Consider the following 24,595-nt stretch of genomic DNA (forward strand, 5'->3'; position numbering starts at 1 on the left):
TCGATATGAAAGCCATCGTCATTCATGCCGCCAAGGATCTGAGGATCGAAGAGCGAGAGCCGGAGGTTGTAGGCGCGGGGCAGGTTGAGATTGCCATCGAAGCCGGCGGCATCTGCGGTTCCGACCTGCACTATTACAATCACGGCGGCTTCGGCACCGTTCGTCTGCGCGAACCGATGATTCTCGGCCATGAGATTGCCGGGACGGTCAAGGCACTGGGCGCCGGCGTTGCCGATCTTGCCATGGGAGACCGTGTTGCGGTTTCCCCAAGCCGGCCGTGCAATCATTGCCAATATTGCCTGAAGGGACAGCAGAACCACTGCCTCAACATGCGGTTTTATGGCAGCGCCATGCCGATGCCGCATATTCAGGGCGGTTTTCGCCAGCGACTGGTGGCGGAGCGCTGGCAATGCCACAAGGTCACTGAGGGCATTTCCATTCATGAGGCCGCCTTCGCAGAACCCTTTGCTGTAACTTTACATGCGGCAAACCGCGCCGGATCGCTGCTGGGCAAACGGGTGCTCGTCACCGGCTGCGGCCCGATCGGGATGTTGGCAATCATTGCGGCGCGCGTTCTCGGCGCCCGCGAAATCGTCGCGACTGACGTGACGGATAGCGTTCTGGCCATCGCCCGCACCAGCGGCGCGGATCGAACGATCAATGTTGCCACCCATGCTTCCGACCTTGCGGCCTACAGTGCCGAAAAGGGATACTTCGATGTGATGTTCGAGGCGTCAGGTAATGAGCGAGCCGTGCGCGCCGGCCTGGAAACGCTGAAGCCTCGCGCCGTTCTGGTGCAACTGGGCCTTGGCGGTGATGTCTCCATCCCACAGAACATGATCGTTGCCAAAGAAATCGAGATGCGCGGGACGTTCCGTTTTCACGAGGAATTCGCGCTCGCCGTCGAGCTGATTAACGCGCGCCGCGTCGATCTGAAACCGTTGCTGACGGGCGTTTTTGCCATCGATGAGGCCGTTGCCGCCTTTGAGCTGGCAGGTGACCGCAGCAAATCGATGAAAGTGCAGATCGCCTTCTGATATCGGCATCCGACTATTGGGCGGCGCTGCGGCCCGTGCTTTCGCGCAGGACGACCCTATAGCCGGTCAATATGATCTCGTCGCCGGTCGCCTCGCCGCTGCCCTGCAGCGCGTCCAGCAGGCGGGCGGCGGCCTGGCGGCCGATGCCGTAACAGTCGACATTGATGGTCGTGATGCTGGGATGACAGATCGACGAAATCTCGTAGTCGCCGAAACCGGCGATGGCGATATCACCCGGCACTTTCATTCCCCTGCGCTTGCATTCCATGATCGCACCGAAAGCGGAAAGGTCGGAGACGCAGAGAACGACTTCCGTGTCCGGCCAGCGCTCCAAGAGGCTGACGATCGCCTGGCCGCCCTGTTCCATGGTGATCGGCGGTACGCCGAAGGAAATCATCCGCCCCGGTCCCAGGCCGAGTTCTTCGACAGCCTTCTGGAAACCGCTTCGCCGCTGACTGCCGCGCGTATCGCGTGCCGTCGTTCCGCCGATATAGCCAAACTTCCGGTATCCCTGGCCGGCGAGCGCCCGCACCAGAAGGGCCATCGCCTCGCTGTTGGAAAAGCCGACGACATGATTGATCGGGTCTTCTGGAAGCTCCCAGGTCTCGACAACAGGAATGCCGGCTTTTGCAAGCATCCGCCGGGCGCGCGCCGTGTGCGAACCACCGGTCAGGATAATGCCCTCAGGACGACGGCGCAGCATCGCCTCGATCAGCTCTTCTTCTTTCTCCGCCGCGTAGTCGGTATAGCCGAGAAGAAGCTGAAGGCCGGTATTCTCCAGCGCATCGGTGATGCCGCGCGCGGTGTCGGAAAAATTCGAATTGTTGATGGAGGGCACCAGCGCGGCGATGAAGCCGCTGCGCCTTGACGAAAGACTGCCGGCCGACAGGTCGAGCACGTAGCCGAGCGCGTCGACAGCTTCCATGATGCGCTTTCGCGTCTCCTCGGAAACGCTTGCATCCTGGCGGAAGGCCCGCGAAACGGTCATGGCGGATACGCCGACATATTTGGCAACCTCCGCCATCGTCAGCTTTTGAGCGTCTCCCGGCTTCAGACGCTTGTCTTTCGGCTCATCCTCGTTTTTCACTGGTCTCCGCTTTCAAACACGCTTCCTGCGCTCGACAATCCAGACACGATAAAGTTATCGCTATCATCGCACAATCGATATTTTCACAAGAATGCGCCACTTCCTCCGGCAAAAACCTGCGTTTCTGGTGCAATGCACAGGAACGACGTCAGGTCGGATGGCTGTACGAAGCCTACAAAACACGACATTATGATATCGATAACACTCAAGAGTAACGGAGGAACAGATGTTCGGGGAAATTGACGGTACAGGTTTTGAGGTTCTCGACCCGCGCTTTGAAAGCTGCTTCGTCGGTCACGCACGTGTCGAACGGCTTTGGACCGGCGGCCGCTGGCTGGAGGGGCCAGCCTGGTTTGCCGCCGGGCGTTATCTGGTTTTCTCGGACATCCCCAATAACCGAATGATGCGCTACGACCATACCAGCGGCCATACGTCGGTCTTCCGCGCCCCCAGCGACAATTCGAACGGCAATACCGTCGACACTCAGGGCCGGCTCATCACCTGCGAGCATCTGACGCGTCGCGTCACGCGAACCGACTTCAACGGCCAGATCAGCATTCTGGCCGACCGAATTGCCGGCAACCGGCTCAACTCTCCAAACGACGTCACCGTCAAATCCGATGGAACTATCTGGTTCACCGACCCGAGCTACGGCATCCTTCACGACTATGAAGGCGACTACGGCGAAGAGGAAATCGGCGGATGCCACGTCTACCGGCATGACCCGGCAACGGGCACGACAGACCAGATGACGTCCGATTTCGTCAAGCCGAACGGGCTGGCTTTTTCCCCCGACGAAAAGCTGCTCTATGTCGCCGACACCGGAGGTACGCATCTATCAGGCGGTCCGCGCCATATACGAAAGCTTGCTGTATCCGACGATGGAAAGCTGACCGATCTCGGTATTTTCGCCGAATGCACCTCGGGCTTTTTCGACGGTTTTCGTGTCGACCGGAAGGGAAGGATCTGGACGAGCGCCGGCGACGGTGTGCACGCTTACGATCCGGATGGCACGCTGATCGGCAAAATCCATATTCCCGAGATCGTCTCCAATGTCGCCTTCGGCGGCGAGAAATTGAATCGCCTGTTCATCACGGCAACAACGTCCCTTTATGCTGTCTACCTTACGGCCAATGGATCAAGACCCGGCTAAACACCAAGCAGGAGAGGCCGCCTTTCCGGGCGGCCTCTCCTTTGCGCTTCTCCACTTATCGTTGGCTGAGGCCATCCGCCAGCCGGACCAGCCCGAGGAAATCCGATCGATAGCCGAACGGATCCGTGCCCCGCGACGCCGCCGCGAGATCGACAATCGCCTGATAGGAATAGGCATCGAGGGCGGCGCTGCGGCTCAGTTTCTGGCCGAAGGCGGCGACGGCCACCGAGAAACGGACATCCTGAGGCGCGGCGTCGACAGTGGCGACCACGTTGCCGTTGTCGACAGGTGTGGTGATGAGGGCGCTCTTATCCTCGCCCGGCCGCTTGTAGCGCATCTTGACGAAGGCAAGCTCGCCGCCATGAGCGCTATCGGAGGCCTGTGCCGGCGCCTTGTCGGCTGCGCCATAACGCAGGTCGTCATTCATGACCGCAGGGCTTCCTTTGGGGGTAATCTCGTAGATCGCCGTGACGCTGTGGCCGGAGCCGATATCGCCGGCATCGACACGGTCATTGTTGAAATCCTCGCGGTTGAGGGCGCGTGTCTCGTAGCCGATCAGCCGGTATTCGGCGATCCGTTCCGGATTGAACTCGACCTGGAACTTGACGTCCTTGGCGATCGGAAACAGCGTCGACCCGGCCTCTTCAACGAGCGTCTTCTGCGCCTCCGCCAAGGTGTCGATATAGGCGGCGCTGCCATTGCCGTTCTGCGCCAGCGTCTGCATCAGCGAGTCGTTGAGATTGCCGCGTCCGAAGCCAAGAACAGTGAGGAAGATGCCGTCCTTGCGCCTCTCTTCGATGATGCGCTTCAAATCCTCGTCGCTTGATGGGCCGACATTGAAGTCGCCGTCCGTCGCCAGCATCACCCGATTGACGCCGTCCTTGACGAATGCCTGTTTGGCAAGGTCGTAAGCTGCCTCGATGCCCTCGGCGCCGCCGGTCGAACCTCCAGCTTCCAGCCTGTCGATTGCCGACAGGATCTTTGACTTCTCCATCACGCGCGTCGGCTGAAGCACGGTCCCGGCATTGCCGGCATAGGTGACGATCGAGACTGTATCGTCAGCCTTCAGCCGGTTGACCAGAAGGCGGAAGGCGCTTTTCAGCAGCGGCAGCTTATCCGGCTCGTCCATCGAGCCCGAGACGTCGATCAGGAAGACCAGATTGGCGTGCGGCGCAGTCGCCGGCGCGATGTCATAGCCCTTGATCGCCACATGCATCAATTCCGTGTCGTGGTTCCACGGCGTCGGCATCACCGTCACAGTCGCCTTGAAGGGCTGCTCGGCCTTATCGGGACCCGGCCAGTCATAGGGGAAATAATTGATCATCTCCTCGACGCGGACCGATTGCGGATCGGGCATCGCCCCGCCCGTTAACGACCGGCGGACGAAGGAATAGGATGCGCTGTCGACATCGGCTGAGAAAGTCGAGACCGGATCGGTCGCGACACTCTTGATCGGATTAGCCGCGGCATTGGCAAAGCGCTCGTGGCTGGGATCGAGCTGAAGCTGGACACGTCCGTCCGCCGGCGGAGCAGGGGAAGGGGCGACAGCAGCCATCGGTTCGGCTGGCTGCTGTTGGGGGGCGATGCCGGGTGCAATGGAGCGTTTGGCTTCGCCGAGCGTTGTGGCGGAACCCTCCGACTTATTCAGAAGAGTCGACATTTCATCGGCATCGAACTCAGAGGTCTGCGGCGCCTTGGCTTTCGCGGCAGCTTGCTGCTCCTTGTCCTGCAACGCTTCGGCGTTGCCGGCCGCTGACGATCGAGCCAGTTTGTTCTCTTCGGCCGCTGCCTCGGGAAGTTGAGGCGCAGCCGCAACTGGGTCTGCCGGCTTGCCTGCCGGTTCGGCCGGTTTCGACGTCCCATTCTGCGAAAGATTGCCGGCGATCTCAGTCTGGTCGATGATCGGCAATCCGTTTCGGGTCAGCTCGACTACGAGATAACCGGCGGCGGGAATGACAAGCAGCGTCGCAAGCGCTGAACCGGCAAGGAATTTCTTGTTCATGGCTGGGCTCCATATCCAGTTGATGACGGAGCTTTGACGCCAGCCTCTCGCATTTCCTTGGGCTGCCGCCACATTATTTTCTGCGCCGTCGAAGGCCTGCATCGCCGCGGCAAGGGCGCGTACGCGCGCCTCCGGATCGGCTGCCGGCGGGGTGAGGCGGGAGAGCTTTTCAAGTTCCTTGTCCACGGTCATACCTCTTCCTTGCCGAGCATGGCCTTCAACCTTTTGCGCGCCTCATGCACCTGCCAGGACACGGTCGTTTCCGAACAGCCCATGATATCGGCGGCAGCGGAATGGCTAAGGCCTTCGCCATAGACGAGCAGCACGGCGTCGCATTGCCTTTCCGGCAAGGCGCGCACGGCTGCCCATAATTCACTCGATAACTCGTCGTCGTTTGCGGCCGGCGCATCCTGCCGCGGTTCGGCGGCGAATGCGCGAAATGTCTGCTCTTCTCGCGCAAGCTTCCGTCTATGGTCGCGGGCCGCGTTGAGCGTCAGCGTATAGAGCCATGTCCTGAAGCGGCTGGCGCCACGAAAGCCGCGAATGGCTGCGCCGAGTTTGACGCAAACCTCCTGGGCAATATCGTCCGCGTCGGTGGAACTGCCCGACCACCGCCATGCCGCCGCATGGACGAAATCATAGTGGCGCGAAACCAGTTGCCCGAAGGCCTCCCGGTCGCCGCCCTGTGCTCGTTCTATGAGCTCCGCATCCAATGCGCACCTACCCCCAAGCTATCCAGCAAGATGCTATTTCGGAATTGAGACGTTTCTCCGAAGGCTTTCCTTGGGTCGATGACGAAAAAATATCGGATTTTTGAAAAAAAGCCGAAATCTGGAAATGCGGGTTCAAAATAATCGAGTGTCGCGACATTTATGGGTCGCGACCAGACAGATTGCCTCCGTCACCTTGACGCATGATGAGCGCAGAGTCGGCCAGGGACATGGGTCTGCATGTCCCAAATCGAAAGGACCTTCAATGTCCGCTCCATCGCCTGCGCCCACCGAAAAGGGCATCCTGCAGTTTCTTGAGATCTGCGATAGCTTCTATCCCGCGGACGCCGTTGACGCGTCGGCCGAGCAGCAGCGGCATTGGTACGACGCTCTTTGCGCCCGCTTCGACCGACCGTTGCCCCCGGAGATGATCTTTGCGGACGGCATGCTTCAGCGCATACCGATTCGGCGCTACCGCCCACGGAAGATCGTCACGCGGACCATCCTGCTCTATCTGCATGGCGGCGGCTTCGTTGTCGGGTCGCTCGAGAGCCACCATGCCATCTGCGCCGAGATTGCCGATTTTGCCGGCGCGGAACTCGTTTCCGTCGATTACCGGCTGGCCCCGGAATATCGCTGGCCGGCACAGACGGATGACGGCTTTACCGTGTTGAAGCATCTGCTTTCCGCCAACAGCAAGGTCGTGCTGATCGGCGACAGCGCCGGCGGCAATCTTGCGGCGGGCCTTGCATTGCGTGCACGCGACGAGGGCCTGTCCGGCCTCATTGGCCAGGTCCTGATCTACCCCGCGCTCGGCGGGGACCTTACGGCAGGCTCTTACGTCGAGATGGCCGAGGCCCCAGGGCTGACGACGGCGGATGTCGCCTATTATCGCGACATCCTGCAGGCGACGGCAGGCAGTGAGATCGCTGAGCCGCTGCAGGCAGCCTCGCTGGCCGGGCTGCCGCCGGCCTTCATCACGGTCGCGCATTTCGATCCTCTCCGCGACGACGGCCGGCACTATGCCGCCCGGCTTACCGCGGAGGGCGTCGAAGTCTGGTTTCGGGAGGAGCCGCAAATGGTGCATGCTTGGCTGCGCGCCCGCCACATCAGCGATGGCGCACGCGATGGTTTCCATGCCGTCTGCGAGGCAGTCCGGCATTTCGCGGCGCCCTGACGATCACATCAGGTCGCGTCGGATCCGCTTTTCCGCAAAGACCTTTTCGAAGATCTGCACGTCGTCCTCGAAAGCGGTGACGACGGCGCTGATGATCCAATCGGTCGCAGTGCAGGCAATCCGCGCCGTTGAGACTGTGCGGACGAACCAGCCGGGGCGGCGCATGTCGCAGGTCCAGGTCGATGTTCCTGTCATCGACAGCGGATCATCCGGTGAAATCGACCAGACTTCCTCGCGCAATTGCCGGGTTGACAGGCCCGTCTGCGGATGTTCGTGGAGCCCGGTATCCTCGTGGATGCGATAATCCGTCCGGTTGGCAGACAGGTCGCGGACGACCTGCCGTTTCGTCGCAGCCGCCGCATGTTCAATATATTTTGGCAGAGGATCGGGATTGGCCGGTTCCTCGATTTCAATCCTGCGATGGTCGCCGAGCACCGGCAGCCCCAGGCCGAGCGATGCCATATCGATCTCTACCCCTTCATCCTCAGGCGGCGGAAGGATCATCGGCCAATAGGCCGTCGAAAGCGAAAGACGGATGCGATGCCCCTTGCGGAAGCGATAACCGCAGGCGTCGAGCGCGAGCCGGATCGACACTGTCTCGCCTGGAATCAGCGGCTTGGGATCGGCATTGCCGTCACGGTGGGTAAGATTGACAACGCCGAAGGCGACACGCGTTGCCGTGCCATCCGGATGGACGTCGACGAGCCGGGCGCAGAGATTCCCACCCGCCGCGCCGGGACGTAGCGCAAGCGTCAGCACCGGCCGGCCGAGATAGTCGCAATCGCCGGCAAGCGGCATCGTATCGAAAACCAATGAGCCGGCATCGTCCGAGCGCTGATCGATCGCCATTTCGGCATCCGGCTTCAGCGTGAAATATTCACCCGATGCCGTCCCGATGTCGAGCCGAGAGCTCACATAGACGGGATGCTCGGGCGCATGCGGGATCGGCATGCCCTCCGTCAACCTGCCGAATTGCTCGACATAGAAGCATTGCATGTGCGGCGGCGTCCAGACATCCTTGGCGATCCAGAAACCCCGATCACTATCGCGGCGGGGCGCAGGGCGGATGGCATCGAGAATATAGGCGCGGGCCTGCGGCAAGCGGTCGATGCCATTGTCCTCGCCACGCAGCCACTTGTTCCACCAGGCGATCGCTTCGCCATGGAAATCCGTGCGGGGTTTCGGCCAGGCGAAGTGCGGGTATTTATGCACCCAAGGGCCGATCAACGCCTTGGCTTTATCGCCCAAGCCCTCGACCGCCATCAGCGGCGTATTGCGGTAGCCATCCGCCCAGCCGGCGATCACCAGCGTCGGGATCTCGACGCTTGAAAAATCCTCTGCGATCGAGCCGTGACGCCAGAAATCGTCGCGCCGTTGGTGGGCCAGCCACTCCTCCATGAAGAAGGGTTCGCCTGCCAGGCGCTCCAACCACATTTCCTTCCAGCGCTCGCCGACCAGCGCCGGATCGGGCGGGCGCGACTGGTAGCCGAGCATCGTCGCCGCCCAGGAGAGCTGGGCGGAGAGATGGCAGCCGTTCTTGTAGTGGATATCGTCATTGTAGCGGTCGACGGTCGAGGCGAGCGAGATGACGGCTTTCAGCGCCGGCGGGCGCAGAGCTGCGACCTGCAGGCTGTTGAACCCGCCCCAGGAGATGCCCATCATGCCGACCGAGCCGTTCGACCATGGCTGGGCGGCAATCCACGCGATCAGCTCGCAGGCATCGGCGAGCTCACGCTCGGTATATTCGCCATCGATGACGCCATCGGATTCTCCCGATCCCCGGATATCGACGCGCACGCCGGCAATGCCTGCGGCCGCAAACACTGGATAGGTCGACTCGTCCCTGAGGCAGGTTCCATCGCGTTTGCGATAGGGCAGGAATTCGAAGACGGCGGGAACGGGATCCTGCTCCGCGCCGTCGGGCATCCAGATGCGCGCGGCAAGCCGTGTTCCATCCTTCAGCGTGATCCATTCATTTTCGATCGTGGCAAAGCCGCGCGAGCCCATGTTCATTCCTTTCAGTGATCGGCCCATTCAATGGCCGGCGCTCTCCATGCGTCGCGTCGCAAGCACACGTTCCAGCCAGCCGATTTCCATTTCCGGCACGGATTTCAAAAGCAGATCGGTGTAGTCGTCGAAGGGCGGTGAAAGCGCTGTCGATTTCGGGCCGAAGCGCACCAGCCTGCCGCGATGCATCACCGCCACGCTGTCGGCGATTGCCCGGACGATCGCGATGTCGTGGGTGATGAAGACATAGGACAGCTGCTCTTCTTCCTGTAGGCGGAGCAGCAGCTTGAGGATACCCTCCGCCACCAGCGGGTCGAGCGCCGAAGTCGGCTCATCGCAGAGGATGAGTTCGGGCTTGGCGGCAAGGGCTCTGGCGATCGCCACGCGCTGCTTCTGTCCACCGGACAGTTCGGCCGGATAGCGATCGATGAAGCCGTTGCTCATCTCGATCTGGTCGAGCAATTCCTTCACCCGGGCGGTTTTCTCAGCACCTCTCAGACCATAATAGAAGGTCAGCGGGCGGCCGATGATGTCACGGACCGTCTGCCGCGGGTTCATCGCCGTATCAGCCATCTGGTAGATCAGCTGAATGCGCCTGAGGTCGTCGTTCGGCCGGCTCTTGAGGTGGGGCATCAGCGGTTTGCCGCCAAAGACGATGCGGCCGCCGCTTGGCGGCAACAGGCCGGTAATGACGCGCGCCAAGGATGATTTGCCCGAACCGGATTCGCCGACGATGGCGAGCGTCTGCCCCTTCGGCACGTGCAGCGAGACATCATGCAGCACCTTGAAGCCGTTGGAATATTCGGCGCTGACATTTTCCACCTTGAGAAGTGCGGCAGACTGGTCGGCGGCCTCCTCGCGATAGGCCTGCCTGACATTGACGAGCGCGCGCGTATACTCTTCCCGCGGCGCCTCGATGATCTGCTGGACGCTGCCATATTCCACCTGCCTGCCGTGGCGCAGCACCATGATGTCGTCGGATATCTGGGCAACGACGGCAAGGTCGTGGGTGATGTAGAGGGCGGCCGTGTGCGTTTCCTCGATGGCATGTTTGATTGCCGCCAGCACGTCGATCTGCGTGGTGACGTCAAGGGCTGTGGTCGGCTCGTCGAAAACGATGAGTTCGGGGTTGGAACAGAGCGCCATCGCCGTCATCGCCCGCTGCAATTGGCCGCCGGAGACCTGATGGGCGAAGCGCTCACCGAAGGTTTCAGGATTGGGCAGGCCCAAGACCCGGAACAGATAAAGCGCCCGTTTGCGCGCCTCCTCCCTGATCATCAACCCATGTTTGAGCGACGCTTCGATCACCTGATCGCCAAGCCGGTGCGCCGGATTGAAGGCGGCGGCGGCCGATTGCGCGACGTAGCAGACCCGGGCGCCACGAATTTTTCGGATGCCGTTCTTGCCGAGTGGCAGGATATCGGCGCCGTCGAGCCGTACCTCGCCGCCGGTGATTTCGGCGCCACCCCGGCCATAGGCCAGCGCCGCAAGGCCGATCGTCGACTTGCCGGCGCCCGATTCACCGATCAGGCCCAGAACCTTGCCCTTCTGCAGGTCGAAGGAAACGCCGTCGACGATCGTCACCCGCTTGGGCGGTTCGCCGGGGGGATAGCTGGTTGCTTCGATCTTCAGATTGCGAACGGAAAGAAGCTCAGGCATCGCCGCGCCCTCCCTTGAGGCTGGATGTACGTTTCAGGAGCCAGTCGACCACGAGGTTGACGCAGACGGCAAGCACGGCGATCGCCGTGCCCGGCACCAGCGCGGCGGAGATGCCGAAGATGATGCCGTCCTTGTTGTCCTTGACCATGCCGCCCCAATCGGCCGCCGGCGGCTGAATGCCGAGGCCGAGGAAGGAAAGCGTCGAGAGGAACAGGATCGAGAAGGCGAAGCGCAGCCCGAACTCGGCAAGCAGAGGCGACAGCGTGTTCGGCAGGATTTCGCGGAAGATGATCCAGAGCCTGCCTTCGCCGCGTAGCTTGGCCGCCTCGACGAATTCCATCACCGCGACATCGAGCGCCACGGCGCGGCCGAGGCGATAAACGCGGGTGGAATCGAGGATCGCCATCACCAGGATCAGGACGATGATGTTCTGCGGCAGGACCGCAAGAACCACCAGCGCAAAGATCAGCGTCGGGATCGACATCATCAGATCGTTGAAGCGCGAGAACACCGTGTCGATGATGCCGCGCGAAACCGCGGCGGTGAAGCTCAGGATGATACCGAGCGAGAAGGAGATGATGGTGGCCGCGGATGAGACCAGCAGTGTCGTGCGCGCGCCGTAGATCAGCCGCGAGAAGATGTCGCGGCCGAGGTTGTCGAGGCCGAAGATATAGTGATCATCCGGCAGTTGCCAGACGTCGCCGACGACCTGCGTCTCGCCATAGGGGGCGAGCCAAGGTGCAAAGAGCGCAAAGATGAAGGCGATGGCGATGCCGGTGATGCCGATCCAGGCGGTGATGGGGATGTCTCTCAATCTCATCGCGGATGCCTCAGCCGGGGATTGGCGACGATCGCGAGGATATCGGCCGTCATATTGAGGAAGATGTAGACCGCCGCGAAGATCAGGCCGCAGGCTTGCACGACCGGCATGTCGCGCACGGTGACCGCATCGACCATATATTGCCCCATGCCGGGATAGACGAAGACCACTTCGACAACGACGACGCCGACGACGAGATAGGCGAGGTTCAGCGCGACGACGTTGATGATCGGCGCCAGCGCATTGGGCGCCGCGTGCTTGACGATCGAGCGGAAGGCGCTGAGGCCTTTCAGCTCGGCGGTCTCCATATAGGCGGAAGACATCACCGAGAGGATGGCGGCCCGCGTCATCCGCATCATGTGGGCGAGCACGACGAGCACCAGGGTGGCCGTCGGTAAGGCGATCGCCTTCAACCGCTCGACGAAGCCCATGCTGTCATAGACCGTCGCCGGAAAGGTGGCGATGCCGAGGTTCACCGCGAAGAAGAGGATGAGCAGATAGCCGATGAAGAATTCCGGCAGCGAGATCGCCGCAAGCGAGATCACATTGATGATCTTGTCCGGCAGCCGGTTGCGGAAATGCACCGAGAACATGCCGAGGCCGACGGCGAGCGGCACTGATATCACCGCGGCGAAACCCGCCAGGAAGAGCGAATTGCCAAGGCGCTTGCCGATCTGCTCGCTCACCGAATTTTTGCTGGCCCAGGATGTGCCGAAGTTCCCTTGAACGGCGTTGCCGAGCCATTCGACGTAGCGCGTCGTGACCGGACGGTTCAGCCCGAGATCCTGACGAATATTGGCGACAGCCTGCGGTGTGGCCGACTGGCCGAGATAGGTGGTGGCAAAATCGCCGGGCAGGGCTTCGAGCCCGCCGAAAATCAGGATGGAAACGGCGAAAAGCAGCACGATGCTGAGCACGAAGCGCTCGAGGATGAGGGCGAGCAGCGGAAAACGCTGCCGGAACCTCAAGCCCGGCAAGATATTGCTCGGGACTGGATTGGTCATGGCGAAGGCCTCTCGTAAAACGTCAGGAGGGACCGCAGGTTTCATCCCGCGGTCCCGGCTTCGTCGGAGATCAAAGGGCGTTGCGCCCCTCAGGCGTCCAGCCAGACGCGGGTTGCGACATAACCGTTCGACATGTCGTTGCCGATGTCGTGGACATAACCCTTCACCTGCTTGGTGGAGGCGTTCACGAAGTCGTTGAACATCGGCAGAATCACCCCGCCTTCGTCGCGCACCATCATCGCCATGGCGCGGTACATGTCCTTGCGCTTGGCTTCATCCAGTTCGGAGCGGGCCTGTAGCAGCAGTTTGTCGAAGTCGGGACGCTTGAACTTGGTGTCGTTCCAATCCGCCGTCGAGAGATAGGCGGTGGAATACATCTGGTCCTGCGTCGGCCGGCCACCCCAGTAGGAGGTCGAGAAGGGCTGGACGTTCCAGACGTTGGTCCAGTAGCCGTCGCCCGGTTCGCGCTTCACCTCGATCTCGATCCCGGCCTTCTTGCAACTTTCCTGATAGAGGACGGCCGCATCGACGCCGCCGGGGAAAGCGACTTCCGAGGTGCGCAAGAGGACCGAGCCGCTATGGCCCGATTTCTTGTAGTGGAAGGCGGCCTTGTCGGGATCGTAAACGCGCTGCTCGATGCCCTCGGGGAATAGCGCATAGGTGCTGTTGATCGGAAAGTCGTTGCCGACCTTGCCGTAACCGCCGAGGATCTTCTGCACCATGGTTTCGCGGTCCATGGCGTATTTGAGGGCCAAGCGCAGGTCGTTATTGTCGAACGGCGCCTTGTCGCAGTGCATGATGAAGACGTAATGGCCGCGGCCGGCGGTCGAGAGGATCTCGACGTTGGGGGCGCGTTTCAAGAGGTTGACCGTCTTCGGGTCGACGCGGTTGATATAGTGCACCTGGCCGGACGACAGGGCCGCGATGCGGGCGGTCGCGTCATTCATGCCGATCACTTCGATCGAATCGACATAACCCCGGTCGCTGCGCCAGTCGTCCTTGTTCTTTTCGAAGGTGGCGCGAACGCCGGCCTCGAAGCTCGTCAGCTTATAGGGACCGGTGCCGATCGAGGCGAGCGGATCGTCGACGCCGCCGTTCGGCTGGATGACCAGATGGTAATCGGACAGCAGCAACGGCATGTCGGCATCGCCTTCGCTCAGCGTCAGCACGAGATTGCCGCCGTCAGCCTTGACCTCCTTGATCGACCCGAGAACACCGAGCGCGCCGGATTCCGACTTTTTATCGGTGTGGCGCTTCAGCGTCGCAACGACGTCGTCGATCGTGAGTTCCTTGCCATCGTGGAACTTGACACCCTTGCGGATCTTGAAGGTCCAGGTCACCGCGTCCTTCGACGGCTCCCAGGATTCGGCGAGCGCCGGTACGGCGGCACCGGTCAGCGGGTCGGATTCGACCAGCATGTCACCCCAGCAGCGGCCGACGCAGAACATGAACTGCGACAGGAATTTCGCCGGATCCTTGGAATCGGTGGCCGCCCCCCCTTCGAGGCCGAGCTTCAGGTGGCCGCCGCGTTTCGGTTCGGCGGCTTCGGCACTCTCGGTGAAGAGCTTGTCGGCGACGGCAAGTGTGATGCCTGCCGCCATGGCGCGTCCCATGAATTCGCGGCGGCTGAGCCCGCCTGCGGTGACGCGGCTTGCGAGAACTTTGGTATAGTCGTTCATTCCCCAGTTCCTTCTTTATTGTGCGTTGACAGAACTTCCGGGCAGATCCGCAGGCGGTTTCCTCTCCGCCTTCGGTGCCCGCATCATGCGGGAAAACATTGCGGTTGCCGCCGCCTCGTTATTGTCCTTTCCAGATAGGGTTTCGCTTCTCGGCGAAGGCCCGCGCGCCTTCCAATTGGTCTTGGCTCGAATAGAGCCTGTCGACCGTTGCAAACTGCCGCTTGGTGACCTTGTTCATGGCAGTCTGGAACGTCGAACCCTCCGCATCGCGCACGATTTCCTTGATGGCCGCATAGACGAGCGGCGGCCCGCTCGCGAGCAGGCGGGCAAGCTCCCAGGCTCTCTCCATCAGCCGCTCGGCCGGCAAGACCTCGTTGACGAAACCCCAGCGATGCGCCTCGTGAACGTCGAGCCAGCGTCCGGTCAAAAGCATGTCCATGGCGATATGGTAGGGAATGCGTTTCGGCAGCTTGATCGAGGCCGCATCGGCAACCGTACCGGAGCGGATTTCCGGCAGCGCGAAGGTCGCATGTTCGGCGGCGATGATCAGGTCGGCTGAGAGCGCGATCTCCAGTCCGCCGCCGCAACAGATGCCGTTGACCGCACAGATGACGGGCTTGTTGAGATCGCGCAGCTCCTGCAGCCCGCCGAAGCCGCCGACGCCATAATCGCCGTCGACCGCATCGCCTGATGCACCCGCCTTGAGGTCCCAGCCGGCGCAAAAGAACTTCTCGCCCGCGCCCGAGACGATGGCGACACGCAATTCAGAATCGTCGCGGAAATCCCGGAAGATCAATCCCAGAGCACGGCTGGTCGCCAGGTCGATGGCGTTCGCCTTCGGCCGGTCGATGACGACTTCGAGGATGCCGCCGTCATGTCGTACGCGAATTTGGTCGCTCAACCTATGCTACCTCCTCCGCCGTATCAGCGCATCGACTGCTGCAACGCCTTGCCCTTCGGGAAGAACCATCAATGGATTAATGTCCAGTTCCTCCAGCCATGCCGCGTTCGTTACGACATAATCTGCCGCTGCTGCGATAGCGACGACCGCGGCGTCGAGATCGCCTTTTGGCCGCCCGCGATAGCCATAGATCAATTTTGCAAGTTTGAGACGAGAAATCGCCGCGTAAATCTCGGTTTTCGTCGCGGGAAGCGGAAGAATGACCGAATCCTCAAGCAATTCAACGAGGATTCCTCCCGCTCCGAGCGTGAGCGACAATCCGAAGACAGGGTCGCGGACGGCGCCGACAATGAGCTCGGCGACCGGCGGATCGATCATCTTCTCGACGAGATAACCGGCATTTAGCGGCATGGCCGCCGCCGCGTTCGAAACCGTTTCAACATCCTTAAGGTTGAGCGCGACAGCCCCGGCCTCGGTCTTGTGAGCGATGCCGAGAGCCTTCAGGACGACGGGAAAACCGAGCCGTTCGGCCTGTTCGCCGGCATCGCGGGGAGAAAAAGCCTGCAGCCCCCGGGGAACAGGGAGGCCGCAGGCAGCAAGTTCGGTCTTCGCATCGGCTTCCGTCAGCGTCACGATCTCGCCGCCCAAGCACGACACGTTGAGCAGCGGCAGGGCAGGTGGTGCTCCCCAAGCTTGGCCGATGCCGGCCGCGACTTCCACAGCGGTGATGGTTTCGTCGATGCCTGAGAAGGCAATCATTCCATTTGCCATCAGTCGATTGGCGATCGGCTCGGGCATATTTTCCGGAAGTGTCGCCAGAATACCGGCCAGCGCGCCGGTGGCGGAGGCGGCAGTGATGACCGCGTCGGCCGTCATCGCCCATTCGGAGGCATCGCAGCGGTCACCGCGCGGGAAGTCGAGGACCACGAGATTGAGGGCATAACCGCCTTCGAACATGGCGCTGAAGGCTTCGGTCTGGCGCGCGAGATCACCCCAGACGAAGGTGTGGTAGTCGAGCGGATTGGAAAGCGTCACCATCTCGCCGAGGACCCGCCGCAGACGCGGCAATTGTTGCGGCTGCAGGGGTGGGAATTCGACATTGCGGCCGACGGCGGCATCGGCCATCAGCGAAGCCTCGCCGCCCGAGCAGCTCATCGACGAGATCGAACGGCTTGCGAGCGGGCCGGCGACATGCAGCAGCTTCAGGATTTCCAACAGCGCCGGCAAGCTCTGGACGCGGCCGAGGCCGAGACGAGCGAGTACGGCGTCTGCCACGGCATCGCTGCCGGCAAGCGAGGCAGTGTGCGACACCGCCGCGCGTTTTGCCTGCTCGGACCTGCCGACCTTCAGCACGACCACCGGCTTCCTCGATCGGCGGGCAGCGGCAGCCAAGTGTTCCAGGGAAGCAAGATCGCCGAAACCTTCGACATGGAGGCCGACCGCCGTGACGCGCGGATCGTCGATCAGCGCGCAGGCGATATCGGCAAGCGATGTCTGCGCCTGATTGCCGGCCGTGACCACATAGGCGATCGGCAGCCCACGGGTCTGCATGGTCAGGTTGATGGCGATATTGGAGGATTGCGTGAGGATCGCCACACCCCGTTCGATCCGCTGCATGCCGTGCTGATCGGGCCACAGCAGCGCGCCGTCGAGACCGTTGATCAGCCCGTAGCAGTTCGGCCCGAGGATCGGCATATCGCCAGCCGCTTCCAGCAGGGCTTGCTGCAGCTCGGCGCCGTCGCCGAGTTCGCCGGTCGCCTCGCTGAAGCCGGAGGCATAACAGACCGCGCCGCCGGCACCGGCCGCAGAAAGGCTGCGCACGATCTCGACGGTCAGCGTCCTGTTGACGCCGACGAAGGCGGCGTCCGGCGCCGACGGCAGATCGGAGACCGAGCGATAGCAGGCCCGTCCAAGCACCTCGTCGAGTTTGGGATGGACGGGCCAGATCTTGCCTGAAAAGCCCATGCGGTCGCACTGCTCGATCACCCTGCGCGCCTCACGGCCGCCGAAGACGGCGATCGTTTGCGGTCTAAGCAGGCGGTCGAGAGGGCTCGCTGTCATCGGCTCATGCTCCCAGAGGCCGAAGCAGGTCGCGGCTGATGATATGCCGCTGGATTTCCGATGTGCCGTCCCAGATGCGCTCGACGCGGGCATCGCGCCAGAAGCGGGCAAGCGGCAGATCGTCCATCAGCCCCATGCCGCCGAAGATCTGGATCGCCTCATCCGTCACCCTCGCCAGCATTTCGGAGGCGTAGAGCTTGGCCGAAGCGATCTGCCGGTCGGCCGACAGGCCGTCATCGAGCCGCCAGGCGGCTGAAAGCGTCAGCCATTCGGCCGCGTCGATCTCGGTGATCATATCGGCGAGCTTGAACGACACGCCCTGATTGGCGCCGATCGGCCTGCCGAACTGTTTGCGCTCGGCGGCATAGGGCAGGGCCATCTCGAAGACACGCCGCGCCCGGCCGACGCAGGTGGCGGCAACCGTCAGCCGCGTGCCGTAAAGCCATTGATTGGCAATATCGAAGCCGCGATGCACCTCGCCCAACACTTGGGCTTCGGGGATGCGGCAATCTGCGAAGTTGAGCGTCGAGTTGTGGTAGCCGCGATGCGAAACGGAATCGTAGCCCTTCAGGATTTCAAACCCCGGCGTGCCGCGGTCCACCAGGAAAGCGGTGATCTTCTTCTTGATGCCCTTCGGCGTTTCCTCTTCGCCCGTCGCGGCAAAGACGATCACGAAATCGGCGACGTCGGCATGGGAGATGAAATGTTTCGTGCCGTTCAAGACGAAATCGCCGCCGTCGCGGCGGGCAGCACACTTCATGCCGCGCATATCAGAGCCGGCGTCTGGCTCGGTGATGGCAAGCGCGTCGATCTTCTCGCCACGCACCGCAGGCAGCAGGTAACGCTCGCGCTGCTCGCCCTCGCAGGCCATCAGGATGCCCGAGGGCCGACCGAAAAAAACCGTCAGCCCGAGCGAGCCGCGCCCGAGCTCGCGCTCGACCAGCGTGAAGGTGACATGGTCGATGCCGGCGCCGCCGACCTCCTCGGGGAAATTGCAGGCGTAGAAGCCGAGATCGACGCATTTGCGCTGGATCTCGCGGCCGAGTTCCGGCGGGACGATGCCGGTCCGCTCGACCTCGTTCTCATGCGGATAGATTTCGGTTTCAACGAAGGTGCGGACCGTCTCGACGATCATTTCCTGTTCTTGGCTGAGACCGAAATCCATGTTGATCCTCTAGCGCTTCTGGCCGATGTGGCGGCCGACGCCTTCAGGCAGCGCCAACGCCGCATGGGCGTTCGCGATCGCCTTCGCCTTGTCGAGCAGGGCGGCCGGCGCTGGCACAGCCTTGCCGGCCTTGCTGTCGACATGCAGCAGCATGTGCTCGGCGGTTGCCAGAGCTTCGTCCGTCGCCGTGTCGTAGAGAGTATGGAAGAGATGCAGCCGCTTTTCGTCGACGGACAGAATCCGGCAGGTCGCATGGATTGCCTGGCCGAGCTTCGCCTCGCCGAGATGACGGATGTGGGTTTCCACCGTGTAATAGCTCTGCCCCGCCTCGACATAAGCGAGATCGACGCCGATGAGGCGCAGCAATGCGTCGGAGGTGTCGCCGAAAACCTGGAGGTAGCGGTGCTCGGTCATATGGCCGTTATAGTCGACCCAGGCGGGGCTGACTTTTGCCTCGATGAGCCGCAGCGGTTTCGATGGGTCGAAAGACGCGGTCGCACCGCCGCCTTCTGCCCAGAGCGATTGCTCGAAATCCTTCAGCAGCTTGCCGGCGCCCCAGCCCTTGCCGCCATCGCCGCCTTTCAGCGCCTGCAGGATGCCGACGAGGTTTTCGTCGCGGATGCGTTCGAGTTCGCGGATCGAGAGACCGGCCGCCTGTTCGTCGGATTGCCGGCCGATCTTTTCGATCAGTGCATCGTCGAGATCGACGACATCGGTGAGCTTGGTCCAGGGCCAGGCAAGGCAGGGACCGAACTGGGCGAGGAAGTGGCGCATCCCGGCCTCGCCGCCGGCGATGCGGTAGGTCTGGAACAGGCCCATCTGCGCCCAGCGCAGGCCGAAGGAATAGCGGATGACGTCGTCGAGCGTCTCGACGGTGCAGATATCGTCGTGGATGAGCCACAAGGCCTCGCGCCAGAGTGCTTCGAGCAGCCGGTCGCCGACGAAGGCCTCGATCTCCTTGGCGATATGAACGCCCTTCATGCCGATCGGGACCAGTTTTTCCATCGCCGCATGGATGGTCGCCGCCGAGGTCTTCTCTCCGCCGACGATTTCGACGAGCGGCAGCAGATAGACGGGATTATAAGGGTGAGCGACGAACAGGCGTTCGGGATGCTTCATGTCGCGCTGCAGATCGGTTGGCAGCAGCCCTGACGTGGAAGAGCCGATCAGCGCATCCGGACGCGCTACGGCATCGATCTCGGTCAGCACGCGGCGCTTGAGATCGAGCCTTTCCGGCACGCTTTCCTGGATCCAGTCCGCATCTGTGACGGCTTCCTCTAGCGTCTTGGTGAAGCTAAGCCTGCCGCGCGGCGGCAGCGGTGCGCCGGTTAGCATGGCATAGGCTCTTTCGGCATTGGCGATCACCTCGCCGACGATGCGGCCCGCTTCCGGATGCGGGTCGAACACATCAACGTCGATGCCGGCCAGCAGGAAACGGGCGATCCACCCGCCGCCGATGACGCCGCCGCCGATACAAGCCGCCTTGCTGATCCTTGTCATGCCGTCCTCAGCGCTTCGTCAGTTTGAGTTTCTTGCGCACGTCTTCCGGGCCGATGACCCGCGCCCCCATGGCTTCGACCACCTGCACGGCCTTTTCGACGAGCTGCGCATTGGTGGCGAGCTGGCCCTTGCCGACGAAGAGGTTGTCTTCCAGGCCGACGCGCACATTGCCGCCGGCAAGAACCGCTGCCGCCGGGTAGGCCATGGCGTTGCGGCCAATCGAGAAGGCCGAGAAGGTCCAGCTATCGGGCACGTTGTTGACCATCGCCATGAAGGTATTGAGATCGTCGGGCGCGCCCCACGGAATGCCCATGCAGATCTGGATCAGCACCGGGTCTTCGATGAGGCCTTCCTCGGCAAGCTGTTTGGCGAACCAGAGATGGCCGGTGTCGAAAGCTTCGATCTCCGGCCGCACGCCGAGATCCGTCATCTTCTTCGCCATCGCCCGCAGCATGGCCGGCGTGTTGGTCATGACATAGTCGCCAAGGTTGAAATTCATGGTGCCGCAGTCGAGCGTGCAGATCTCCGGCAGGCATTCGGCGACATGGCTGACGCGCTCGGTGGCCCCTGCCATATCCGTGCCCTTCGGATTGAGGGGAAGGGGGCTTTCGACATCCCCGAAAATCATATCCCCGCCCATGCCGGCGGTGAGATTGAGGACGACGTCGATATCCGCCGAGCGGATGCGGTCGGTGACTTCCCTATAGAGATCGTTGCGGCGGCTGGCGGCCCCCGTTTCAGGATCGCGGACATGGCAGTGAACAACAGCCGCCCCAGCCTTGGCGGCGTCGATCGCGGAGGCGGCGATCTGCTTGGGAGTAATGGGAACATGGCTGGATCTGGAAATCGTATCGCCGGCGCCGGTGACGGCGCAGGTGATGAAAACATCGCGGTTCATCGCAAGAGGCATGTTTTTTTCTCCCCGTCTTACCAACCATTACGCGGCAGGATCGGCGGAGATGCTTTGCATTCTCGGAACTCAACGATACATTATCGGAACAACAGGGAGGTGGCCTTGCTGCAGCGATCGACGGAACGGCTTGATATCGACCTTCTCGTCCTGCCGGATGCGAACCTGATCCTGATCGCGTCTGTCATCGAGCCGCTGCGCGGCGCCAACCGCATCGCCGGCAGTGAACTCTATCGCTGGCGGCTGCTGACGCCGGATGGAGCGCCGGTCCCGACCACCAGCGATATCGCCATCCCGGCCCAGGGGATATTCCAGGCGACGCGGGACGAGGCGCCGCTGTTCGTGCTTGCGAGTTATAATTGGCGCCGCAGCGCGACGCCGGCGCTGAAGATGCAGCTGTCGCAGGCCGCCCGCTACCGTACGACAATCGCCGGCATCGAGTCCGGTACCTGGCTGCTGGCCGAGGCAAGCCTGCTCGACGGCCTGTCGGCAACCGTTCACTGGGAAGACTATGAGGATTTTGCGCTGGCCTATCCTGAGGTGCGGGCCGTCAAGGATCGTTTCGTCATCGACGGCAAGCGGCTGACGACATCGGGATCGCTTCCGACCGTCGATCTGATGCTGGAGGTGATCAGGCAACGGCAAGGCTATTCGCTGGCGCTCGAAGTCAGCCGGCTGTTCCGCTACGAGCATCCGTCTTTCCATGCGGACGAGCCGCTTGCCGCGGCCTCGGCGGGACTGCGCATGCAGGATTCCCGCGTGACGCAGGCGGTGCGGCTGATGGAGGAGCATATCGAGCAGCCATTGGTGCTCGCGCGGCTTGCCCGCAGGGTGGGCATCAGCGCCCGGCATCTGCAGGATCTTTTCCAGCAGAGCATCGGCGCACCGCCGCATGTGCATTATTTGGCGCTACGCCTGAACGCAGCGCGCCGCAAGGTGATCGAGACGACAGCCTCCTTCGCCGACATCGCCGCAGCGACCGGCTTCAATTCGGCTTCGGCCTTTGCGAGAAGCTACCGGGCGAGTTTCTCCGAGAGCCCCTCCGAGACGAGGCGCCGACTGCGCCGCCGCATCACACCATCGCCGGCGCCGCCATAGGCTGGAAGGCTTCGCGCACCATTTCGGCAAGCTCCCGTACGGCTTCGCTGGAACGGAAAGTGCTCCGGCGAAGCACGACCTTCGAGGAATCGACCGGCGGAAAACCGTCTTCGGCGGTCAGCTCCCGGCAGCCGAGCGGGATGCTGCTGCGGGAAAGCGTCGTGACGGCAAGGCCCGCGGTCACGGCATTCTTCAGCCCCGAGCCGGTATCGGCGATGAAGGCGATCCGGTAGTTGCGGCCGATCTGCTCCAGCGACCGGAGCGCAAAATCGCGTGACCACGTGGAGTTGCGATAGGTCGCAACGGGCAGCGGATCGATGTCGTGCAGCCGGTGAACCATCGATGTGACCCAGACTGTCGGATCGACGCAGAGGACTTCGCCTTTGTTCTGGTCGCTCCAGTCGAAAACGACGGCGAGATCGAGTTCGTCCCGTTCCAGGGCGGCAAGGTTGCGGACCGTGTAGTCGCAGGACACCGTGACCTCGACCGCAGGATGGCGCACGGCAAAAGCCGCAAGGGCGGCCGGCAGCACCGTCTGGCTGTATTCCTCGGGAATTCCGATGCGCACCGGCCCGTCGAGAGGCTTGCTGCGGATCGTCGCGGCGGCCTCGTTCAGGAGATCGATCACCCTGCGGGCATAAGGCACCAGTTGCATGCCCTGGCGAGTGAGCAGCACGCCGCGGGCGCCGCGTTGGAAAAGACTTTCGCCGATCGCCTCCTCGAGCCTCTTGACCTGGGTGCTGACGGCCGATTGCGTCCGCCCGATGCGCTGGGCAGCAACGGAGAAGTTCGACGTCTCGGCGACGACCAGGAAGGTTCTCAACAGGTCGCTTTCGATCGGCTGGTGCATTGCTAGCCATAGAAAAAATCGATGATTGCCATCTCTACTATTCGTTTGTCGAATGTCAATTCTCGGCGCAGAACAGGATCGCGTTCGACTTCCTTCTTTGAGACCATCTGCGTGACCATTGAAAATCCGACCACACGCCTCGCAGGCAGCGAGCACGAGAAGGGTGTGCTTCTCATCGTTGCCGCGACGCTCGCCTGGAGTGCGAGCGGCGTTTACGCGCGGCTCCTGACCACCGACGTATGGACGGCGATCGCCTGGCGGTCGTTGTTCGGCGGCCTGTTTCTGCTGATCCCCTGCCTTTTCCTCGAAGGGGGCATCTCGCGGCGGCAATGGCGTTCCGTTTTCCATCCCTCGGGACTTGCGATGATCGCGTGCCAGACCTTCAGTCAGGGCTGCTTCATCGGGGCGCTCTATATGACCACCGTCGCCAATGTGACGATGATCTATGCTACGACGCCGTTCATCGCAGCCTTGTTCGGCTGGCTCATCCTCAAGGAGAGGGTCGCCAGGCGGACGCTGATTGCCGGCGGCGTCTCGCTCTTCGGCGTTGCGGTCATCGTCGCCTCGTCGATCGGCGGGGGCACCGGCTGGGGCGACCTGCTGGCGCTCGGCATGACCGCGTCGTTTGCGCTTGTTATCATCATTCCGCGTATCAATCCCGGCGTGCCGAGCCTGCCGCCGACTGTCGTCAGCGCTTTTCTGACCCTCGTCATCTTCGCGCCGTTCGGTTCGGTCGGCTCACTCGACCTGCACAACTGGATCGTCCTTGCCGCCTTCGGCGCGACTAACTTCTCCCTCGCGCTGGTGCTATTCCTTGCCGGCGCGAAGCGGATGCCGCCGGCCGAGGCAGCGCTGATCGGCACGATGGAAATCGTGCTGACGCCCTTCTGGGTCTGGCTGCTGTTTTCGGAGCAGCCGCCCGTCGCCACCTATTTCGGCGGGGCGATCATCCTCGGCGCCGTGTTCTGGCACACGGCGATCGACTTCAACCTGGGCCGGTGGTCACGTGACTAGATGTCAGGTGGCCGCAACAGGCCGCTAGCCAAAGAACGCACGGAGCTGAGCGAAAAAACCGCCTGGACTGCGATCTGCCATCTTTCGCACGCGACGAGCGACTGTCGCCGCGCTGACGCGTTCACCAAAATGGCAGAAGCAGACAACATCGTGCAACTGCTCGTCGCTGAGTTCGAAGAACCGTCTGGCCTCTCCATAGCTGTCATTTTCCATTCCTGCCGCCCGCAGGATGGGATCAGCGAATGCAACAGAGATCGGGGTGTCGTCATCCCGCAAGGCAAACCGATCTGCGATCGGCTGATATTCGGTTTCGTGAAGCGTTCTAAGATACGGTCTGGGGCTGCGTTCGAGACATTCAGCCCAGCGTTCAATGCGTTCGCGCCGCGTTAGTTCAAGGCGCTTACAGGTCGTGCTGACCTTTGCAACTGCTTTCAGTTGCTCCAGTGCATACTGTTCCATTCCGGCCTCCTATCTTCGCAAAAATAGATGGTCCGCTCCCAACAATAGCGTGGCTCAGGTCGAAGCCGATGTCCAATCACGATTGAAAACGTCATCTGCTGCGGGCCGAGGAGATGTGATCACAGCGCGACAGCCAATTAGCCAAATCAGGCTCCAGAGCACAAACTGAGGCTCGACAGTGGGCGACATCATGCTCAAACTATTTGATCAGAGGCCTACGATCAAATTTCTGAAGCGATCCGGAAAACCGCCCTATTCGAGGGGCCAACTTATCCGCTGGAGCGGCATGCCGCCGCGGCTTC

Annotated in this window: 20 protein-coding genes; 5 read left to right on the forward strand and 15 right to left on the reverse strand. The window is 62.1% G+C overall.

Annotated elements, in window-relative coordinates; genetic code table 11:
* Nucleotides 1-5 precede the first annotated feature (5 nt).
* Nucleotides 6-1,037, forward strand: a complete 1,032-nt coding sequence (locus tag HJB84_RS00075; RefSeq protein WP_221114917.1) for an L-idonate 5-dehydrogenase — start codon at nt 6-8, stop codon at nt 1,035-1,037.
* A gap of 13 nt (nt 1,038-1,050) precedes the next feature.
* Here HJB84_RS00075 and HJB84_RS00080 read toward each other — a convergent pair whose 3' ends face one another.
* Nucleotides 1,051-2,124 (reverse strand): LacI family DNA-binding transcriptional regulator, encoded by a 1,074-nt coding sequence (locus HJB84_RS00080; protein WP_221114918.1) that lies wholly within the window; start codon nt 2,122-2,124, stop codon nt 1,051-1,053.
* Nucleotides 2,125-2,350: 226 nt separating this feature from the next.
* Between HJB84_RS00080 and HJB84_RS00085 the strand changes: the two genes are divergently transcribed.
* Nucleotides 2,351-3,277, forward strand: coding sequence for an SMP-30/gluconolactonase/LRE family protein (locus HJB84_RS00085; protein WP_221114919.1), 927 nt, complete (start codon nt 2,351-2,353; stop codon nt 3,275-3,277).
* Between the two features lie 55 nt (nt 3,278-3,332).
* Here HJB84_RS00085 and HJB84_RS00090 read toward each other — a convergent pair whose 3' ends face one another.
* Together HJB84_RS00090 and HJB84_RS00095 are read right to left on the reverse strand one after the other, a co-directional pair.
* Complete coding sequence (locus HJB84_RS00090) at nt 3,333-5,471, reverse strand: VWA domain-containing protein (protein ID WP_207584982.1); 2,139 nt, start codon at nt 5,469-5,471, stop codon at nt 3,333-3,335.
* Nucleotides 5,468-5,992: an RNA polymerase sigma factor gene (locus HJB84_RS00095; RefSeq protein ID WP_207584981.1), complete on the reverse strand. Its 525-nt coding sequence runs from the start codon at nt 5,990-5,992 to the stop codon at nt 5,468-5,470. Before HJB84_RS00095 ends, HJB84_RS00090 begins: the two co-directional genes overlap by 4 nt.
* Before the next feature lie 262 nt (nt 5,993-6,254).
* Here HJB84_RS00095 and HJB84_RS00100 point away from each other — a divergent pair, with 262 nt between their 5' ends.
* Nucleotides 6,255-7,166 carry an alpha/beta hydrolase gene (locus HJB84_RS00100; RefSeq protein WP_221114920.1) on the forward strand — a complete coding sequence of 304 codons (912 nt, stop codon included), beginning with the start codon at nt 6,255-6,257 and terminating at the stop codon, nt 7,164-7,166.
* 3 nt (nt 7,167-7,169) lie between these two features.
* Here the strand turns inward: HJB84_RS00100 and HJB84_RS00105 are convergent, their stop codons facing one another.
* The 10 genes from HJB84_RS00105 to HJB84_RS00150 all read right to left on the reverse strand — a co-directional run bounded on the left by HJB84_RS00105 (nt 7,170) and on the right by HJB84_RS00150 (nt 20,872).
* On the reverse strand, nt 7,170-9,173 hold the full coding sequence (locus HJB84_RS00105) for a CocE/NonD family hydrolase (RefSeq protein ID WP_405049106.1): 2,004 nt from the start codon (nt 9,171-9,173) through the stop codon (nt 7,170-7,172).
* A gap of 27 nt (nt 9,174-9,200) precedes the next feature.
* Entirely contained in the window at nt 9,201-10,832 is a 1,632-nt protein-coding gene (locus HJB84_RS00110; RefSeq protein WP_221114921.1) for an ABC transporter ATP-binding protein, read from the reverse strand.
* Entirely contained in the window at nt 10,825-11,652 is an 828-nt protein-coding gene (locus HJB84_RS00115) for an ABC transporter permease (RefSeq protein ID WP_207584979.1), read from the reverse strand. Before HJB84_RS00115 ends, HJB84_RS00110 begins: the two co-directional genes overlap by 8 nt.
* Nucleotides 11,649-12,656 carry an ABC transporter permease gene (locus HJB84_RS00120; RefSeq protein ID WP_207584978.1) on the reverse strand — a complete coding sequence of 336 codons (1,008 nt, stop codon included), beginning with the start codon at nt 12,654-12,656 and terminating at the stop codon, nt 11,649-11,651. Before HJB84_RS00120 ends, HJB84_RS00115 begins: the two co-directional genes overlap by 4 nt.
* Nucleotides 12,657-12,745: 89 nt before the next feature.
* A complete protein-coding gene (locus HJB84_RS00125; protein WP_221114922.1) occupies nt 12,746-14,335 on the reverse strand; it encodes an ABC transporter substrate-binding protein in 1,590 nt (529 codons plus the stop codon).
* 118 nt (nt 14,336-14,453) lie between these two features.
* A complete protein-coding gene (locus HJB84_RS00130; RefSeq protein ID WP_221114923.1) occupies nt 14,454-15,236 on the reverse strand; it encodes a carnitinyl-CoA dehydratase in 783 nt (260 codons plus the stop codon).
* 6 nt (nt 15,237-15,242) lie between these two features.
* Nucleotides 15,243-17,297, reverse strand: a complete 2,055-nt coding sequence (locus tag HJB84_RS00135) for an acetate--CoA ligase family protein (RefSeq protein ID WP_221114924.1) — start codon at nt 17,295-17,297, stop codon at nt 15,243-15,245.
* A 4-nt stretch (nt 17,298-17,301) separates the two neighbouring features.
* On the reverse strand, nt 17,302-18,462 hold the full coding sequence (locus HJB84_RS00140) for an acyl-CoA dehydrogenase family protein (RefSeq protein ID WP_221114925.1): 1,161 nt from the start codon (nt 18,460-18,462) through the stop codon (nt 17,302-17,304).
* A gap of 9 nt (nt 18,463-18,471) precedes the next feature.
* Complete coding sequence (locus tag HJB84_RS00145; RefSeq protein WP_221114926.1) at nt 18,472-19,962, reverse strand: carnitine 3-dehydrogenase; 1,491 nt, start codon at nt 19,960-19,962, stop codon at nt 18,472-18,474.
* A 7-nt stretch (nt 19,963-19,969) separates the two neighbouring features.
* A complete protein-coding gene (locus HJB84_RS00150) occupies nt 19,970-20,872 on the reverse strand; it encodes a 3-keto-5-aminohexanoate cleavage protein (protein WP_221114927.1) in 903 nt (300 codons plus the stop codon).
* Nucleotides 20,873-20,977: 105 nt separating this feature from the next.
* Here HJB84_RS00150 and HJB84_RS00155 point away from each other — a divergent pair, with 105 nt between their 5' ends.
* Entirely contained in the window at nt 20,978-21,970 is a 993-nt protein-coding gene (locus HJB84_RS00155) for a GlxA family transcriptional regulator (protein ID WP_221114928.1), read from the forward strand.
* On the opposite strand, the gene HJB84_RS00160 is transcribed toward HJB84_RS00155, so the two are convergent.
* The gene (locus HJB84_RS00160; protein ID WP_221114929.1) at nt 21,945-22,820 is read right to left on the reverse strand and encodes a LysR substrate-binding domain-containing protein; all 876 of its coding nucleotides are present in this window, start codon (nt 22,818-22,820) and stop codon (nt 21,945-21,947) included. The genes HJB84_RS00155 and HJB84_RS00160 overlap by 26 nt on opposite strands.
* A 111-nt stretch (nt 22,821-22,931) precedes the next feature.
* Here HJB84_RS00160 and HJB84_RS00165 point away from each other — a divergent pair, with 111 nt between their 5' ends.
* On the forward strand, nt 22,932-23,834 hold the full coding sequence (locus tag HJB84_RS00165; protein ID WP_207584969.1) for a DMT family transporter: 903 nt from the start codon (nt 22,932-22,934) through the stop codon (nt 23,832-23,834).
* A gap of 24 nt (nt 23,835-23,858) precedes the next feature.
* Here the strand turns inward: HJB84_RS00165 and HJB84_RS00170 are convergent, their stop codons facing one another.
* Nucleotides 23,859-24,293 (reverse strand): hypothetical protein, encoded by a 435-nt coding sequence (locus HJB84_RS00170; RefSeq protein WP_207584968.1) that lies wholly within the window; start codon nt 24,291-24,293, stop codon nt 23,859-23,861.
* Nucleotides 24,294-24,595 lie beyond the last annotated feature (302 nt).

Source organism: Rhizobium sp. NZLR1b (assembly GCF_019685155.1).
Classification (GTDB): domain Bacteria; phylum Pseudomonadota; class Alphaproteobacteria; order Rhizobiales; family Rhizobiaceae; genus Rhizobium.

Bases quoted from the DNA above. Each gene is read 5' to 3' on its own strand.
- HJB84_RS00075 (WP_221114917.1), top strand. From the start codon at position 6: ATGAAAGCCATCGTCATTCATGCCGCCAAGGATCTGAGGATCGAAGAG.
- HJB84_RS00085 (WP_221114919.1), top strand. From the start codon at position 2,351: ATGTTCGGGGAAATTGACGGTACAGGTTTTGAGGTTCTCGACCCGCGC.
- HJB84_RS00090 (WP_207584982.1), bottom strand. From the start codon at position 5,471: ATGACCGTGGACAAGGAACTTGAAAAGCTCTCCCGCCTCACCCCGCCG.
- HJB84_RS00100 (WP_221114920.1), top strand. From the start codon at position 6,255: ATGTCCGCTCCATCGCCTGCGCCCACCGAAAAGGGCATCCTGCAGTTT.
- HJB84_RS00105 (WP_405049106.1), bottom strand. From the start codon at position 9,173: ATGGGCTCGCGCGGCTTTGCCACGATCGAAAATGAATGGATCACGCTG.
- HJB84_RS00110 (WP_221114921.1), bottom strand. From the start codon at position 10,832: ATGCCTGAGCTTCTTTCCGTTCGCAATCTGAAGATCGAAGCAACCAGC.
- HJB84_RS00115 (WP_207584979.1), bottom strand. From the start codon at position 11,652: ATGAGATTGAGAGACATCCCCATCACCGCCTGGATCGGCATCACCGGC.
- HJB84_RS00120 (WP_207584978.1), bottom strand. From the start codon at position 12,656: ATGACCAATCCAGTCCCGAGCAATATCTTGCCGGGCTTGAGGTTCCGG.
- HJB84_RS00125 (WP_221114922.1), bottom strand. From the start codon at position 14,335: ATGAACGACTATACCAAAGTTCTCGCAAGCCGCGTCACCGCAGGCGGG.
- HJB84_RS00135 (WP_221114924.1), bottom strand. From the start codon at position 17,297: ATGACAGCGAGCCCTCTCGACCGCCTGCTTAGACCGCAAACGATCGCC.
- HJB84_RS00140 (WP_221114925.1), bottom strand. From the start codon at position 18,462: ATGGATTTCGGTCTCAGCCAAGAACAGGAAATGATCGTCGAGACGGTC.
- HJB84_RS00145 (WP_221114926.1), bottom strand. From the start codon at position 19,962: ATGACAAGGATCAGCAAGGCGGCTTGTATCGGCGGCGGCGTCATCGGC.
- HJB84_RS00150 (WP_221114927.1), bottom strand. From the start codon at position 20,872: ATGCCTCTTGCGATGAACCGCGATGTTTTCATCACCTGCGCCGTCACC.
- HJB84_RS00160 (WP_221114929.1), bottom strand. From the start codon at position 22,820: ATGCACCAGCCGATCGAAAGCGACCTGTTGAGAACCTTCCTGGTCGTC.
- HJB84_RS00170 (WP_207584968.1), bottom strand. From the start codon at position 24,293: ATGGAACAGTATGCACTGGAGCAACTGAAAGCAGTTGCAAAGGTCAGC.